The sequence below is a fragment of the Bacillus sp. TH30 genome (assembly GCF_016650875.1).
Lineage (GTDB): Bacteria > Bacillota > Bacilli > Bacillales > Bacillaceae_G > Bacillus_A > Bacillus_A mycoides.
On record NZ_JAEKEY010000002.1, the window covers coordinates 4711068 to 4726159 of the forward strand.

At 34.0% G+C, this 15092-nt stretch carries 15 protein-coding genes and 4 pseudogenes; 16 read left to right on the forward strand and 3 right to left on the reverse strand.

Going from position 1 to position 15092, the window contains the following annotated elements; translation table 11 throughout:
• Positions 1-49: 49 nt before the first annotated feature.
• From JFU20_RS26380 to JFU20_RS26425, 12 genes and pseudogenes are all read left to right on the forward strand, one after another.
• Positions 50-1285: an IS110 family RNA-guided transposase gene (locus JFU20_RS26380; protein WP_201039071.1), complete on the forward strand. Its 1236-nt coding sequence runs from the start codon at positions 50-52 to the stop codon at positions 1283-1285.
• Positions 1286-1374: 89 nt separating this feature from the next.
• Positions 1375-2004, forward strand: a complete 630-nt coding sequence (locus JFU20_RS26385) for an ADP-ribosyltransferase (RefSeq protein WP_307838390.1) — start codon at positions 1375-1377, stop codon at positions 2002-2004.
• A gap of 42 nt (positions 2005-2046) precedes the next feature.
• Positions 2047-2826 carry a hypothetical protein gene (locus tag JFU20_RS26390; protein ID WP_078214478.1) on the forward strand — a complete coding sequence of 260 codons (780 nt, stop codon included), beginning with the start codon at positions 2047-2049 and terminating at the stop codon, positions 2824-2826.
• A gap of 19 nt (positions 2827-2845) precedes the next feature.
• Positions 2846-3559 (forward strand): pentapeptide repeat-containing protein, encoded by a 714-nt coding sequence (locus JFU20_RS26395; RefSeq protein WP_016127288.1) that lies wholly within the window; start codon positions 2846-2848, stop codon positions 3557-3559.
• Between the two features lie 259 nt (positions 3560-3818).
• Positions 3819-3989: a hypothetical protein gene (locus JFU20_RS30790; protein WP_374222329.1), complete on the forward strand. Its 171-nt coding sequence runs from the start codon at positions 3819-3821 to the stop codon at positions 3987-3989.
• 54 nt (positions 3990-4043) lie between these two features.
• Positions 4044-4115 (forward strand): annotated as a pseudogene (locus JFU20_RS30795) (hypothetical protein); the annotation flags it as partial.
• An 11-nt stretch (positions 4116-4126) separates the two neighbouring features.
• A pseudogene (locus tag JFU20_RS30800) lies at positions 4127-4216 on the forward strand (hypothetical protein); the annotation flags it as partial.
• A 12-nt stretch (positions 4217-4228) separates the two neighbouring features.
• Positions 4229-4351, forward strand: coding sequence for a hypothetical protein (locus JFU20_RS30805; RefSeq protein ID WP_002013784.1), 123 nt, complete (start codon positions 4229-4231; stop codon positions 4349-4351).
• 29 nt (positions 4352-4380) lie between these two features.
• Complete coding sequence (locus tag JFU20_RS26410; protein ID WP_185949921.1) at positions 4381-4896, forward strand: SecY-interacting protein Syd; 516 nt, start codon at positions 4381-4383, stop codon at positions 4894-4896.
• Positions 4897-5267: 371 nt separating this feature from the next.
• A complete protein-coding gene (locus tag JFU20_RS30470) occupies positions 5268-5411 on the forward strand; it encodes a polymorphic toxin type 15 domain-containing protein (protein WP_002013782.1) in 144 nt (47 codons plus the stop codon).
• Positions 5412-5424: 13 nt separating this feature from the next.
• Positions 5425-5967 (forward strand): T6SS immunity protein Tdi1 domain-containing protein, encoded by a 543-nt coding sequence (locus JFU20_RS26420; protein ID WP_201039073.1) that lies wholly within the window; start codon positions 5425-5427, stop codon positions 5965-5967.
• Between the two features lie 794 nt (positions 5968-6761).
• Positions 6762-7088: a DUF3895 domain-containing protein gene (locus tag JFU20_RS26425; RefSeq protein ID WP_002013774.1), complete on the forward strand. Its 327-nt coding sequence runs from the start codon at positions 6762-6764 to the stop codon at positions 7086-7088.
• A gap of 68 nt (positions 7089-7156) precedes the next feature.
• Here JFU20_RS26425 and JFU20_RS26430 read toward each other — a convergent pair.
• Positions 7157-7434: pseudogene (locus JFU20_RS26430) on the reverse strand (hypothetical protein); the annotation flags it as partial.
• Between the two features lie 91 nt (positions 7435-7525).
• Here JFU20_RS26430 and JFU20_RS26435 point away from each other — a divergent pair.
• Positions 7526-7777, forward strand: a pseudogene (locus JFU20_RS26435) (IS1595 family transposase); the annotation flags it as partial.
• 153 nt (positions 7778-7930) lie between these two features.
• On the opposite strand, the gene JFU20_RS26440 reads toward JFU20_RS26435, so the two are convergent.
• Positions 7931-8104, reverse strand: a complete 174-nt coding sequence (locus tag JFU20_RS26440) for a hypothetical protein (protein ID WP_002013769.1) — start codon at positions 8102-8104, stop codon at positions 7931-7933.
• A 131-nt stretch (positions 8105-8235) separates the two neighbouring features.
• Positions 8236-9468 carry an MFS transporter gene (locus JFU20_RS26445; protein WP_201039075.1) on the reverse strand — a complete coding sequence of 411 codons (1233 nt, stop codon included), beginning with the start codon at positions 9466-9468 and terminating at the stop codon, positions 8236-8238.
• Between the two features lie 221 nt (positions 9469-9689).
• On the opposite strand from JFU20_RS26445, the gene JFU20_RS26450 reads away from it, so the two are divergent.
• From JFU20_RS26450 to JFU20_RS26460, 3 genes are all read left to right on the forward strand, one after another.
• Positions 9690-10271: a TetR/AcrR family transcriptional regulator gene (locus tag JFU20_RS26450; RefSeq protein WP_201039076.1), complete on the forward strand. Its 582-nt coding sequence runs from the start codon at positions 9690-9692 to the stop codon at positions 10269-10271.
• Positions 10272-10714: 443 nt separating this feature from the next.
• The gene (locus JFU20_RS26455) at positions 10715-11473 is read left to right on the forward strand and encodes a DnaD domain-containing protein (RefSeq protein ID WP_201039077.1); all 759 of its coding nucleotides are present in this window, start codon (positions 10715-10717) and stop codon (positions 11471-11473) included.
• A 111-nt stretch (positions 11474-11584) separates the two neighbouring features.
• Positions 11585-15004 (forward strand): DUF4132 domain-containing protein, encoded by a 3420-nt coding sequence (locus JFU20_RS26460; RefSeq protein WP_201039078.1) that lies wholly within the window; start codon positions 11585-11587, stop codon positions 15002-15004.
• Positions 15005-15092: the final 88 nt, after the last annotated feature.

Below are 15092 nucleotides of genomic sequence, written 5' to 3' on the forward strand. Positions count from 1 at the left end.
TTGCCGACATTTTTGTATATGACTAAATCATTGAATAGAGGGATGAGTTATGCATAATAGACAGAACTATTTGTATGTAGGAGTAGATTTACATAAGGAGCATCATACGGCTGTTATTATTAATTGTTGGCAAGAGAAATTAGGAGAAATACAATTTGATAATAAACCATCTGCATTTTCGAAGTTTTTATTAGAAGTAGAGACATATGTGAGTGATGGTTTATCAGTTGTATTTGGTTTAGAGGATGTTGGCGGTTATGGAAGAGCATTAGCGAAATATTTAGTAGATCATGAACAAGTAGTGAAAGAAGTAAATCCAGCTTTATCATTTTTAGAACGAAAGAGCCAAGTGATGATACAAAAAAATGATAGTTGGGATGCGGAATGCGTAGCCCGTATACTAATAAATAAGTTAAATCAATTACCAGATGCAAAGCCAAACGATTTATTTTGGTCGATACAACAACTAGTGTCAAGAAGGAATGCATTAGTAAAAGCACAAAGTGCGTTAAAGAACCAATTACATATTCAATTAAACCACCATTATCCAAGTTATAAAAAGTTTTTCTCAGAGTTAGATGGAAAAACAGCATTAGCATTTTGGGAGCAATATCCGTCACCCTCTTGTTTAGAGGGAGCGAATATAAAGCAATTAACAGCTTTTTTATTAGATGTTAGCAACAATACATGTTCAGTAAAGAAAGCAAGCGAAATATTAAAACTTGTAAAAGAAGATGGACATACAATGAAGGAATATCAAGAAACACGAGACTTTTTAGTAAGAAGTATTGTACGGGATATTGAGTTTAAAAAGACAGAAATGAAATACATCGAGAGAGAATTAAAACAGCTAGTAAAACTACTAGCTTATCAATTAGAAACGATGCCGGGAATAGAACTTGTGACGGCATCAGCATTAATTGCAGAAATTGGGGATGTAAGGCGATTTCCAAATGCCAACAAATTAGCACGATTTGCGGGGATTGCGCCTGTTTACTTTGGTTCTGGTGGGAAAGGTAAGACACACAAAAGCAAACAAGGAAACAGGGCGCTACACGCTTTATTTTATAATTTAGCAGTACAGCAAGTGCAAGTAGCAAAAGGCAGTAAGATGCCACGAAATCCAGTGTTTCATGCGTACTATCAAAAGAAGCTTAAAGAAGGAAAAACAAAAGGACAAGCATTGGTATGTATTATGAGAAGGCTTGTAAACATTGTATATGGCATGATGAAATATAAAACGGCATATGAATTGCCGATAGTAGAAGAAAAAGAAGTAGTTTAATAAGGTTTACATGGTTTGTTTTTTTGTTGTGAGGGTTTAAGATTACAACATAGGGTACGGGTGAAGGTAGTAATACAAACCCAAACAAAATTAAACTAACTTCAGAACGAGAAAAATACTATCGAATGAAAATAGATGAAGCCAAAGCGCGAGGAGATTATAAGGCAGCAGATGATATTAGATATGATCGTCATTGTGAAGAAACGAAACAACCTTTAGAGCGTAAAGATTGGGATGCTAGGACTGAAAATTTAAGAAAGAGCCAAGAGCGTGGAAGAGAAGAAGAAATAAAAGGGAGAAAAGCCTTGGGAGAACATCTTGATCGCCAATTAGAGGACAATAACGCTGGTGAGGTTGTTACATATACATCTAGTGAAGGGCATCTTACGCGTCCAGATAGTATTGGGCGTAATGATAAGGGTGAAATTGATTTAGTTCATGTTCACAAACACAAAATGGGTGAAAAAGAGCAAACTATTCATAACGACAGGCAAATGCGAGCTGAAAGAGAAATGCTCGAAGATAAAAATGGAAGTCATATTGTGACAATATCAAGTGATAAACCCGATTTGAATGGGATTCCTCCTCATCCAAGACCAAGTGGGCCTTTAGCGAAAGAGAGTGACATTTTCTATACTGATCCAAATAGTGGTAAAGTGACACATAAGTGGGAAGCACACCCAGATATCCCTGGTGGAGGTATATGGATAAAAATATAGATAAGTATGTAACTTTACTTTTTAGTATTAAGGGGGATTTAAATGAAACCTAATTATTTTACAATTGCAATGTATCCTACAGTATCGATTAATCAGGAAGAGATACTAGGTCGTCTTTTGGACGTGTTTGATTCGAATGAAAAATTTGCTCCTACTCATTGGGGTAACAGTGAGACCGTACGGGTAGAATATAATCGTGAGGAAATTCTTGAAAAGGTGATTTTGGAACGTAAAGTATCAGAAGTACACTTGTATCGTGATAAAGCAGTGCACTATAGAGGAAGCTTTAAAGTTAACTGGAGTCATAGGTCATATCTTGAGTTTGAGTTTCATAAATCAATACCTAAAAGTTTATGGTCTGCTTTTTTTGAGCTATCCGATCAAATCGCAGAAATTGTAAAACCACGTTTTGGAGTGTCGCAAATTTTTTGGAAAGCGTCTTATCCATGGAATACGGAACGTGAACGGTTACATATGTGGATGAATATGTCTGCCTTACCTATACCGGTAAGGTTTCTTCCTAACGGTCCTTTGGGGGTAGGCGTTAGAACATATTTGAGTGGTCATATTTTAGACATGTTTGATAAGGAATTATTACTAAATAGCCCAGCTGTCGTATCAGAGCTGGATTGGGGTGGGATTTGTATAGACCTTTTACAAAATCCATTAGAAGCCGATATAGATATGTTACTTGATAGTTGGTTACATGTAATGAAATACTTAGAACCAGCTCAAGTAATGGCCATGCCAAGTTTTCATGAAAGTCGAATGGTTGTAACTTATTCTCCAAATGTTGCTTGGAAGGAGTATCTGGAAAGTTAAATGAAAGGAATTTGTAATCATGGATGAGAAAAATAATGATAGAATAAGAGTCATGGAAATATTAAATCAATCTCAATACAATGATGAAATTATAGATGGGCTAGATATGAGCAATTTAGACCTTACTTTTTCTGATTTGTCAGAGGTGATGGCAGAGGGTATCATGGCAAAACAAGTCCATTTAAGAGCTTCTTCACTAGTGAGAGCATCTTTTTTTGATTGTGATTTTGAGTTTGCTGATTTCAGGAGCTGTAATTTAGAGGAAATACATATTGCAGATTGTAGATTTGGTGAAGCTAATTTCTCTAAAGCCAATATGAAATATGCAAAGGTAAATATAAGTAGTTGTTTTGAAACATGTTTTGATGAAGTTGATTTTTCATATGGAGAATTAGTTGGAACGATATTAAATCATGCTACTTTTCGCCATGCAAATTTATCAGGAATCAATGCGGAACAGGCTGACTGTACGGGAACAAATTTCAGCAATGCGAATCTTACAGAAGGTAACTTTGAAAAAGCATATTTAGAAGATGCTAATTTATCAGAAGTAAACGCTAGAAATGCAGATTTTACTGACGCAGATTTAACGGGAGCGAACCTTTTAAATGGGAATTTCACGGATGCGAATTTTACCGGTGCCAAGCTAGACAATGTAGTTTGGAAGGGAGCACAGGTAGAAGGAGCCAAGTTTGACGAAAATGTGAAGGAACAAATCTTAAAAATGATTTAAATATTATGGGAAGTATATACATTTGAGCACTCGAAAACCTATTATTGGTAGCGAGTGCTTTTTTCGTAGAGATTGATAAATAAGTGAAAATCAATATAGATTATTTTTAAGGATTGTTAGATAGATTAAGTCGTGAATATTATATAATTGAAATTAAACTAGCAAAAGATGTGAACCATCTCTCTTCAGTAAAGAGCAAGAAGTATTACTTAATGAAAGTGAAAGTATAAAAGAAGCCCATGATGCCTCAAAGGCGAGTATTCAGAGTAGGATCTCGAATTTGGAGAGTGGTGGGGTTAAGGGTACGGGTGAAACGGTTAAGAAGATAGGTGATATTAATGATCCTATTAGAACATATCGTGGTGCTGATTTAGGTAAGCTAGAGGCTAAATATACTGCGGATCCTCGGTTAACTGTTAAGATGCCCTAAGTTGGTAAAAGGCAAAAAAACACCAATGCAGAGGGGTGGTTACTCGATAAAGATTTTTATTGGAAAGAGATGTTAGAGAAGTACCCAGAAGCGTTTAATAGGTCAAATAGACAAAAAAAGAATTAGGATTCGCACCTATAAACAATCCAACGTTTAGAAAACATTTTCCCCAATATGATTTAAAAGAATTATATAATGACACTTTAATACATCATCACATTGGTGGAGGAGGTCAAGCTGTGGCTGTACCCTCAAAGCTATATCCAGGTTTAGAATGGATTCATAATGCTGAGAAAAGCGCAGGAGTTTGGGGAAATGACCAAAAATATGCTGAACTATTAGAAAAATCCTTAGAAAAGTAAGGGTGATTATTTTGGTAATGAAGGATGCTATGAGCAAATATTTTAATTTAAGAAAAGAATATTTTGATAAAGGGGTAGATTTTTTATTTAAAACGCCATATAACGAAGAAGTGGATTCATTTATATATCAGGGTGAAATGGATGATGAAGAAGAAATTTCATGGAAACCTATTGAAAAAAATAAAAAGAATGATTTAACGACGATTGAGGAAAGATTTGAAATTAAACTGCACACTTCAATTGATGATTATTTTAATTCTTATTGGTTTGCTGATTTAGATGGATTTGTTGGTAATCATTATATTAGGCTAGAACCTGTATTACCAAATATTGAATTGGATTCCTTCGAAAGTAATTTAGAAGGGTATAAAAACAATCATAATAAGGTTGATAAGACTCCAATAGGTGTAGAGGGGAACGGTTTGATAGTTGTTTTAGATAATGTAAGTGGTAAGGTTGAAGTGGAGGATTTTGAACGAGGTTCGTTTGAAGCGCTTTCGGATAGTCTAGATGAGTTAATTTCTAATTTAAAGTTACAAAAATAATATACTAAGAACGTTTATATGAAAAAATGTCTGATATGAAGTGTAGCCCAAGTGTTAGATACAATTGGACTGCAGTTTTTTATAGAAAGATGTAATATAAGATCAAGCTAAGACCTACAAAATTTATGCTATTTAAAAAACATATGAACTTAATGCACTTGATTGTCTACGAAAAGGCAACAAGTGCTTTTTTAATAGGTAGGCATGTTATAATTTTATTAGGAGATTATTTAGACTATATAAATAATTTAAATTCAATTAATAGAAATGATAGATAACATCATAGTAGAATTTGAAAATGTAGAAACTACCAAATCGAAGCAGACAGATCTTTATGTTCCTAAACAAGTAGCTGTTAGGAAATTGATAGTATGGGGGATAAAAGGATAATTTATTCCTTAGGTAATCAATGGCGGTATAGAATGGATATTACTGATAAACACATTAAGAAAATAGCAAAAAGCATGGCACCAGAACAACAAAAAAATAATTATTTGAATGTAAAGTTAACATAGTGGAGGAGTTTAAGTGGAGCAATATTTAAAAGATTTTAAGTTACATAATAAAGTTTCGAGTGAAATCATTGAAAAGTATAAACATGTAGTACCTAATGAAATAATAAATTTATGGAGTAATTATGGATTTGGTACATTTATGCAAGGGTATTTTAAAAGTGTAAATCCAGAGGAATTTAAAGAGATTTTGGAGGAGAGTAGTCAAAGATATAAGGATTCAATAGTATTATTTGCTACGGGTATGGGAGACTTGGTTATTTGGTCAGATGGATATGTTAGATTACTTAATTACAGGTACGGTATAGTAAAGACCATTATGTTTACATTTGAATTTTTCTTTCAAAATATTGCTGATTTAGAATTTAGAGATGAAGATTTATCTTGGCAACCTTATCCCGAAGCGCTTAAACAATATAATGAGTTAGATTACGAGGAGTGTTTTGGTTATACACCTCTATTAGGTTTAGGTGGAGCAGAAAAAGTAGAGAACTTAAAAAAGGTCAAATTAAAGGAACATATTCTTATTATTACTAGTTTTATGGGGTCAGTACAATAATAGAATAAGTAGATATTTTATCACTAGGTAAATAGAGATATAGGATTCGTTCAAATGAATTAGACTTACTACTTAATTTATATTTTACAAGCAAATATGATAACGAAACACATTAACACATATATAAATCAATGAAAAACAAAGTATATGTGAAGTAGATAGAAAAAATAAAAGGGTGTTTGAAAATATATACTCCATGATAGTCATACCATCATGGAGTACTGTGTGCAATGATAGAATAGAAAACGAAGTACGAGCTTAGGCGAGATGACATTTTACTGGGGCATGAATATAAAAACACATGGAATGGACATAAAACTAACGAAAACGTACAAACTCATAAGTTTTAACGTTGTAGTTGACATGACATACAAAAGGTTTCCTACTGTTATTATAAAACTGACAAATTTAATGTTACTTAAAAACAGATGAACTTAAGGCCACTTGATTGTCAACTAAAAGCAACAAGTGCTTTTTTACGTTTTAGCGTAGAAATTTAATAGAAAACTATAATTTTATTATGTAAACTTTTTCTGTTTTTTTACATAGTGTATACAACTAACGAGGAGATAAATATTCACTATTACTTTCATTCCTGTTATAAAAAATTCTACAATAGAAGGCAGAACGTATATTTGGTATAATCAAAACATACTATATGAAATGATGTACATGAGTTTGAAATTCATGTAATAAGGTAAGTACTACATAACAATAACTAATATTTAAAGTTCTCGTACCTATAGGATTCAGTTCATGTTATACAAATCAGTTGTTAGAAAGGAAAAGATGTAATGAATCAAATTTCATTTGAAGATTTATTTGAAGAAGAAAAAGAAAAAGTGGAGGTAGCTGAGATCCCAGCACCTTTATCGCCCTTGCAAAAAGATATTTTGGGATTATTTAATTCTGAAGAAATAAGTGCACTTGAGCTATGCGAACAATTAATACGATCTGGTAAAATATCAGATGAAAGATTTACAACGAATAAGCCTAAAGCCTTTGGACAAGTATGCTTAATATTAGAAGGGTTTGTTACAGAAGGAAAGCTCACTTTTATCAAAAATGATGAGAAAAGAGATAGGGTTTATAAATTGAATGAAGAAATTTTTAACATATAAGTTGTCCAGAATTAAATGAATGTTTTCTACGGAGCTAGTTCAGTAACCAAAGTAAAAAGGGGTATCAATCAAGAAAGATTGATACCCCTTTTTGTTTTTTTACATCTTACATATTTACGTTTGAAACCGAGTCTTTCTCTATCAAGTTCTAAATGCATATTTTCGTAAGCATTTAGAAAACTGCTTTTTTCTTGTTACGTTTTACTTCAACTATACCAACTTCTTTTGCAGTCTCGACTGCCTTTTCATGTAGTGGCGCATATGAAATCCGCACAGTGTTTAGAAGATTATTCATAGCGGATTTTGTTCGTTCTGGAGAATCCTGAATCGTATTTTTCACAATTTTATAGTTTTGTAAAAAAAGTATATTAAAAAATGCACTAATAAATTATTCTCCTTTTATTTAGGCTGTTTTCGTATAGATTGTTGCTCTCTATCAACGAGTAAAAAAAGGGATATTCCACATACAACACGTTAATAACTTTCATCGCCGCTTGAAAAGATGGATGGAACGATTTCAAGGCGTTTGTACGTATTATTTGGATAGTCACCTCTACTGGTATCGTTGGCTTGAGTTACATAAAAACTTAGCATTTGAAAATTGGATAGAGCAAATACTTATTTCAGCTTGCCAAAACTCTAAATATTTCACAGTTGAAGCATTAAGAAAAGATAAAAAGCATCATTAATCAGATGCTTTTTAGGTAGATTCAGTGGTTTATTGTTATTTAACTAATGGAGTAGTTTAGTTGAATAAGAAAAAAAGAGTAATGCGTATTTGACTTAAAATGCGATACAAAAATGAACTGTACAAGGATGACAATTCATTTAATAGGTAGGTATTATTTCACATTCTTTAGAGGGAAAATTACCTTGTTATAAAAAAATCTTTCCCATTTAGCTAACAAACCGTTCCCATTTTCACCACGTTGAATTTCAATTTCGTGTTTTTTATGAAATTCTGCTATTCGTTTATTATGCTCTTTGTGCAATTGATGGAGAGCTACTTGTTTCATTATTATCCCTCCTTTCGATTAACCATAATTATATATCCTGGGTTGATTATAGCAAAGTATTCTACACATTTTGTAGATTAAATCTGCCTTTTAGTTTTAGCAGTAACAATCTTTGAGAAAACAGCCTTTATTTATGATGATCGCCGTAAGGTCATTGCCCAAAATAAAAGAGCACAAGCACTAACAGATGCACCTAATATACAAACTCCGTTCCATCCGTAGCTTGCATAAATGTTTGTGGAAAGAATTGCACCTGTAGCACTGCCGATAGAATAAAAAATCATATAACTAGCAGTGAGCCGACTTCGCGCTTCAGGACGCACTGTGAAAAGCATACTTTGATTGGTGACATGTACAGCTTGCACAGCTAAATCTAAAAGGATAACACCGATAACTAGTAGGAATAGAGAATGGTTCATTAATTTAATGAGGAGCCATGAAAGTAATAATAAGGATAAGGCTATGCCAGTAGTTCTTTCTCCAAATCCGCGATCAGCGAGTTGTCCAGCCTTAGTGGCAGCTAATGCACCAGCAACTCCAGCAAGACCAAATGCTCCGATAGCTGTATGTGATAGATTATATGGTACAGCACTTAGAGGTAAAACTAATGAAGTCCATAAAATACTGAAGGAAGTAAAAATAAGCAATGCTAATATTCCGCGAATACGTAAGATCCTTTCTTCTACAAATAATAAGAGAACAGAATGTAATAATTTACGATAGGTCATAGCTGTTTTTTTATGTTCAAGATTAGGTAAATTACGATATAACAAACCAATTACGAAGAGCATAAGTACAGCAGAGGTAAGATAAACGGAACGCCATCCCGCTAGATCTGTTAATGTTCCGGCAAATGTACGTGCAAGTAGAATTCCTATTACGACACCACTCGTGACGAAACCTACTATTCGCCCACGGTCTTCTGGGTTAGCTAAAATGGATGCGTATGCGACGAGTGTCTGCGTAACAGTCGCAAGAATTCCGACTAAGGCCATACCTATAAAAAGTACGGTACTTGAAGGAGCGACTCCGACCACAATTAAAGCGAAAACGGATAAAAGCATTTGAACAATAATAAGTCTTTTTTGGTTTAACAAATCACCAAGCGGAACTAATAAAAGTAATCCGAGTGCATAACAAACTTGAGTAATCGTAATAACGACACCAATAGTTGAATGGTTGATCTTAAACTCATTTGATAAAGAATCAAGTAGAGGGTGAGCGAAGTATATATTCGCCACAGCCATCCCGCAAGCTATTGAAAATAATAGAGTTATATAGCGGGGCATGATTGTATTGATAGGTGATTGGAACTGATCATTATTCTGTGTAAGAGCAGTTGTCATTTTTTCTTTAGTATCCATAATATCATCTCCTTTTGTTTTTAAAATAATGTACTGAACGGTATGTTATTTCGTAAGTCAAATATAATCAGGGATAAGTTGCTATGTCAAGTGAATTGTAAAATAAATCCAGTTTCTTTTGACATATCATTTATAATTTAATACGATATATAATATACTGATTAGTACATAAAAACGTGATTTACAATTTAGAAAACAGGTGAAAAAAGAGGAGGGATTAAATGGCCCGACTACGTGAATTTGATAAAGAAAAAGCTTTGGATGCTGCTATGCAACTTTTTTGGGAGAAAGGATACGCTGCTACTTCATTAAGTGATCTAACTGCTAAAATGGAAATACAAAGACCGAGTTTATATGCGGCATTTGGTGATAAAGAAGGGCTATTTGAAGTTGCATTACGGAGATACACGAATTTACACGCAGCTAGCATTCGAACAAAAATTCAAAAAGAACAATCTGTAAAAGAGGCCATTCGTATATTTTTTGAAAATATGGTGGAAGAGGAATATAAAAAAGAATCAAATAAAGGCTGTTTTTGTATTAACACAATGGTTGAGATTGCTCCTCATAATGAAAAATTTGAAGTGCTGACTAGAGAACATCAAATGTATCTTTCAGTTATATTTCAAGAATTAATCGCCAAAGGAATTCAGTCTGGAGAACTGCAAAGTGATGTAAATGCTAAAGCATTGGCACAAACGCTAGTCACTTCATTAATTGGATTAACAGTGTTAATGAAATCTCGCCCAGAACGTTCAGTTGTAGATAATTCGGTATGTATCATATTATCGTTACTAAAATAAATGTAACAGAATCGTATTTCAATCAACTATGTCGATTATAGACACTTTTATTTATAAACTTTTAACTTTAAGCACTGAATTGTCTACGAAGGCAACAAGTGCTTTTTATTTTCGTGTAAATATGAGCAGGTGAATCATAATGGTTGTCTGCAATATATGAAGATTGTTGGAGACATTTGTAATTAGGCATCGGATAAGAGAGGAATGAAAACACTATATAAGCCCCTTCAAAGCCCCTTATAAGCACCTACCAAGTAATAAATCACTAAGAAAAAACAAAACAAAAACAACTACAAGAACAAAACAAGCGCGAAAAAATAAAACCGGCGTAGTAGTAGTAAAAAAATTTGGAACTCGAATGCCAAAACCGTTACCTCATTCCTATATTTATATTGAAGGATTGGAATTTTCCTTTTTACTAGTAAAGGGCGGGAGGAAAACTGATGGCGGTGTACCGTAATGTGCAGGTGAACTTTTGGCAAGATGAATTCATATTAGATTTAACGCCAGAAGAGCGTTATTTTTACATATATTTGTTAACTGGTACGAAAACGAAGCAATGTGGTATTTACATATTACCGAAGCGTTTGGCAGAGCTTGAAACTGGTTACAGTATGGAGACTGTTGAGAAGTTATTGAACCGGTTTGTGGAATACGGGAAGATTTTATATGATGCGGAAACGAAAGAGTTATTCATTATAAATTGGTTACACTATAATCCTATTTTTAATACGAACATAGAGAAATGTGTATTTCGTGAGCTGAAACTGGTGAAAAGTAAAGAGTTCCTACATAAGTTTTTACGTAAATGTCTTGAAGAAGAATGCAAGATTCCGTTATTACTTCAGTATTTTGGTATGCCAGAGGAAGAGATTGATAGTAATTCACAACAAGCAATTATTCAAGAGAAGGAAGAGGTAGAAAGAGTAGAGGATGCCACTCCGCATAGTGAAGTTTATAAATTTTACGAACAAAACATTAGTAGTCTATCTCCATATATCGCGAAGGAATTAAAGGAATGGATGCAAAGAGTTTCAGGAGATAAAGTACTAGAGGCACTTAAAATTGCGTTTGAACATAATAAGGGGACACTTGCTTATGTAAAGGGTATCTTGAGGAATTGGTGTAGCGAATATAGTGGAGAAAAGTGTGTAATGGGAAGTTTAGAGAGAAGGAGAAGTGTTTTGAGTAGTGTTTTTTAATTTACATAAATTTAATGCAGAATATACGTTCGTATAAGGTGGGTTGTATGCTATACTACAATTAAATAAGGGTATTTTTATAATAGATAAAAAGATGCGGGGGAACAAAGTTTGACTACTAATACATCTCAGTTGTTTCAATATATTCATATGACAGAAGAACAGGAACAATTATCATCACGTTATTTAGAAACGAGAGAAGAAGAGAGTTTAAATAATATTCAACTAACGACAATTAGAGATCAAAAAAGAGGCGATTTTGCCGAGCGATTTATAAATGATTTTAGAAAAGTATATAAACAAGATCCGGATTTCTTTCGGTTATTTTATTATTTGCTAGGGGAGCAATTGTTAAATGTTCTTATAATAAGGTTTAAATATGTGAATTTTTCTAATATGAAGGTTTATTTAGAAAAAAGTGAACTTCCTTTGGAGAAACTTGTAGCAAGTGCATGCAAATATTTATCCAATATTTCAAGTTATGTGAATGAAGCGTATGTTTTTCTTAGAGAATTAATAAGCGAGAATCCGAACTATATAGAAGAGCAGTTGTCAGCTTTATCAATAAAGCAGCAATTATCGCTACTTCTTGTAATGTTTGAAGTAGATTATGAGAGATTCCGTACATATAGCTCTTTATTGGACGAGAGATTAGAAGAACATGCTGAATTTATATTGAATTTGAATGGAGAAAAGGAAAAGGTTGAAGCTGTTGAACGGTATATAAAAGGTGAAAGTGATAGGGAATTATTTGTAGGTGCGGCTTTACCAGAATATATTTGGCGGCTATTATTTAGTATTCATAAGTATTCAAATGTTGCGAGGCGATATGTTGAAATATTAGCGAAGAGAAACGTTTGGGGTTTTATGAACTATGCTACGCGTTACATGTGTCAAGCTCTCGGTCAGCTTCAAAACTACAAAAGAACAGGTAGTGTAAATAAGAAAACATATGATGAAATTCAAAGTTTTTGTAAACAGTTTTGGATTTCTGAGGAAAGATTTTTTGCGCACCGTCTGAGGCAACATGATTTAAATAATGAAGAATTTTGTAAGACGTATGAATATGAATTGCTATGCTTCATGGCGAAAGAAAATCCTGAATTTGTTCAACGTACTTTGCATTATTTAAGTAAAATTAATTATCTCATCATCGCACGAATGTTAGCTGGAAAAGGACATGAGCTAAATAGAGGGAAAATGCGAGAAGAATTTTTTGTGGCTGCTTTGCAAATTAAATTGTCTACAGTGCGGGATACATATCGTGATTATTTAATAGGGAAAGTGTCATTTGAGGATATGAAGCAAATACTTAAAAATCCGAAATATAGAAGTATGTATTGGGGTATGCCAGTGTTAGAGGTTGCACTTCTTTGGGATCTAGATGATGTAGCGAAGAGGGAAGCTGTACTTACACTACAATTCGGAGATGATTATAGTGTGAATTTATATGAACTTCTTTACGAATGTTCTGTCAGAGGGATAGAACCGAAACAAGTATTAGAAGATCTTCTTTCGTATGGGTTGAGTAAGGAAAAGCTTATCGCTTATGCAGTTGAACAAGCTGCATGCTACAGTGAAGAGAGAAATAAGGCGAAGGAAGCGCTCGTTCATGTCATTGTAAAAGAACAAGCATACATAATTGAACGATTTGATGAGTATTCTGCTGTGGCAAAAGCATATATTTTAGAAGAGTTAGCAAGGGATAACATGGTTAAAATGCGTCCAATTTTAATCAAAAGCTTAGGCGCTTCATCTAAAAAAATGCGTGAGTCTGTAGTTAAACTTCTTTCAAAAGATGTAGAAGCGGCAGAAGATGTAGCAGTTGAACTTAATAATAAAAAGAAAATTGTCCGTGAACATGTGATGGAAATACTTATAGATTATAAGATTGAAAAATATATGCAACTTGTACAGGAAGCTTTACAAGAAAAGAAGAACGCCTCTTTTATTGAGAAGTTTGCTCCGTTACTTGAAGTGGGGAGAAACTCAGAAAATATAGAAGAACTTTGTAGTCGTATAGTAACGGAACAAAAAAGAAATGCACTTCTGCAATTGATTGGGGACGAACCACAAATCCGTCTTCGTCATTCAAATGAAATAGCAGACGCAACAGTTCCGTTAGCTTATATACAGCAGTATATTTCAGATTCTGTTATTGAGAAGAAAGAGGCAGCTGAAGTAATTGGTAGTACTTTAAATGAACAAGACTTGAAAGAGTATGTACAAGTAATATATCAAATATGGATTTCTCAAGATGCAGATGTGAAGAAACGGGGAATCCTTTCATTATATGGAATGTTTAGTGATGACAAAATGGTAGGCATACTTAAAAAGCAAATTGATGAATGGGTCCTTCATATGAGAGGAAAGATTGCAGCGGATGCTGTTCGCGCTCTGGGGTTGTCCTCATCTAAGCTTGCACTTGTGTCTATTCATGCGATGGCATTTAAATATAAGCATAAGTTAGTGCGTAATGCGGCAAAAGAAGCACTAAGTCTTGCTGCGAAAACACGTGGTATAACGGAAGAAGAGCTGGAAGATCAATTGGTACCAAACCTTGGTTTCAATATACGTTGTGAAAAGAAGATTGATTTTGGAAATAGATGTTTTACTGCTATTTTAACTTCAGAGTCAAAAATTGAATTAGCGACAGAAGAAGGAAAACGTATGAAGTCACTTCCAAAGCCAAATGCAAAAGATGATGTAGAAAAAGCTGAAGAAGCTAAGAAAGAGTTAGCCGCTTTAAAGAAAGAGCTTCGAAGTGCTCTTTCCATGCAGAAACAACGTTTGGAAACTGCTCTATCACTAAAGCGCTATTGGTCATACGATACGTGGAAGCCGGTATTTATGGAAAATCCAATTATGAAGCAATTTGCCATTTCACTTGTTTGGGGTGAATATACGGAAGGAAAGTTGCTGAGAACGTTCCGTTGTGTGGAGGATGATATGTTTTATTCAATGATAGGAGAGCATCATGAGCTTTCACCTGGAACTGTTATTGGTTTAATTCATCCGTTAGAATTATCCGAGGTGGAAAAGGAAGTGTGGAAAGAGCAACTGACAAATTCCGGAATTGTTCAGCCATTCCTACAAATTGAACGGCCAGTGTTTGTAGTAGAGGAAAATGATAAGATTGATGTTGAGAGATTTGGCGGTATTTTGTTAAATGGTCGCTCGTTATTCGGTAAGATGACGACACTTGGATGGACTCGCGGATCGGTTCAAGATGGCGGTGTTTATTATACGTTTTATAAAGAAGATACTCGAACTGGAGTAGGAGCGGAACTTTCATTTAGCGGAGCGCCAATTGGATATGAAGGTGAAGAAGATGTATGTGTATTTGAAATTCAATTTTATAAGGCAGGAAAAGTGAACCGCGGTTCATATGAATACGACGAAATTGATGATGAGAGACGCATTGTACCAAAACAAGTAGATAAGCGCTTCTTTAGTGAAATGTTATATGATGTGCAATTAGCGACCGATTCAAATCTTGGTCATAATGAAAGCTGGCGTAGCGGACGATAAGAAAAACCCCCTTCATTGATAGGAAAATGAAGGGGGTTTTTCAATTTTTCTAAAAGGTTCTTTCACAATAGAAGCGAATAGATTGAGA

Excerpts from the sequence above, each read along its gene's own strand:
- JFU20_RS26380 (WP_201039071.1), top strand. The coding sequence starts at position 50 with ATGCATAATAGACAGAACTATTTGTATGTAGGAGTAGATTTACATAAG.
- JFU20_RS26410 (WP_185949921.1), top strand. The coding sequence starts at position 4,381 with ATGAGCAAATATTTTAATTTAAGAAAAGAATATTTTGATAAAGGGGTA.
- JFU20_RS26450 (WP_201039076.1), top strand. The coding sequence starts at position 9,690 with ATGGCCCGACTACGTGAATTTGATAAAGAAAAAGCTTTGGATGCTGCT.
- JFU20_RS26445 (WP_201039075.1), bottom strand. The coding sequence starts at position 9,468 with ATGGATACTAAAGAAAAAATGACAACTGCTCTTACACAGAATAATGAT.
- JFU20_RS26425 (WP_002013774.1), top strand. The coding sequence starts at position 6,762 with ATGAATCAAATTTCATTTGAAGATTTATTTGAAGAAGAAAAAGAAAAA.
- JFU20_RS30470 (WP_002013782.1), top strand. The coding sequence starts at position 5,268 with ATGGGGGATAAAAGGATAATTTATTCCTTAGGTAATCAATGGCGGTAT.
- JFU20_RS26390 (WP_078214478.1), top strand. The coding sequence starts at position 2,047 with ATGAAACCTAATTATTTTACAATTGCAATGTATCCTACAGTATCGATT.
- JFU20_RS26440 (WP_002013769.1), bottom strand. The coding sequence starts at position 8,104 with ATGAAACAAGTAGCTCTCCATCAATTGCACAAAGAGCATAATAAACGA.
- JFU20_RS26395 (WP_016127288.1), top strand. The coding sequence starts at position 2,846 with ATGGATGAGAAAAATAATGATAGAATAAGAGTCATGGAAATATTAAAT.
- JFU20_RS26455 (WP_201039077.1), top strand. The coding sequence starts at position 10,715 with ATGGCGGTGTACCGTAATGTGCAGGTGAACTTTTGGCAAGATGAATTC.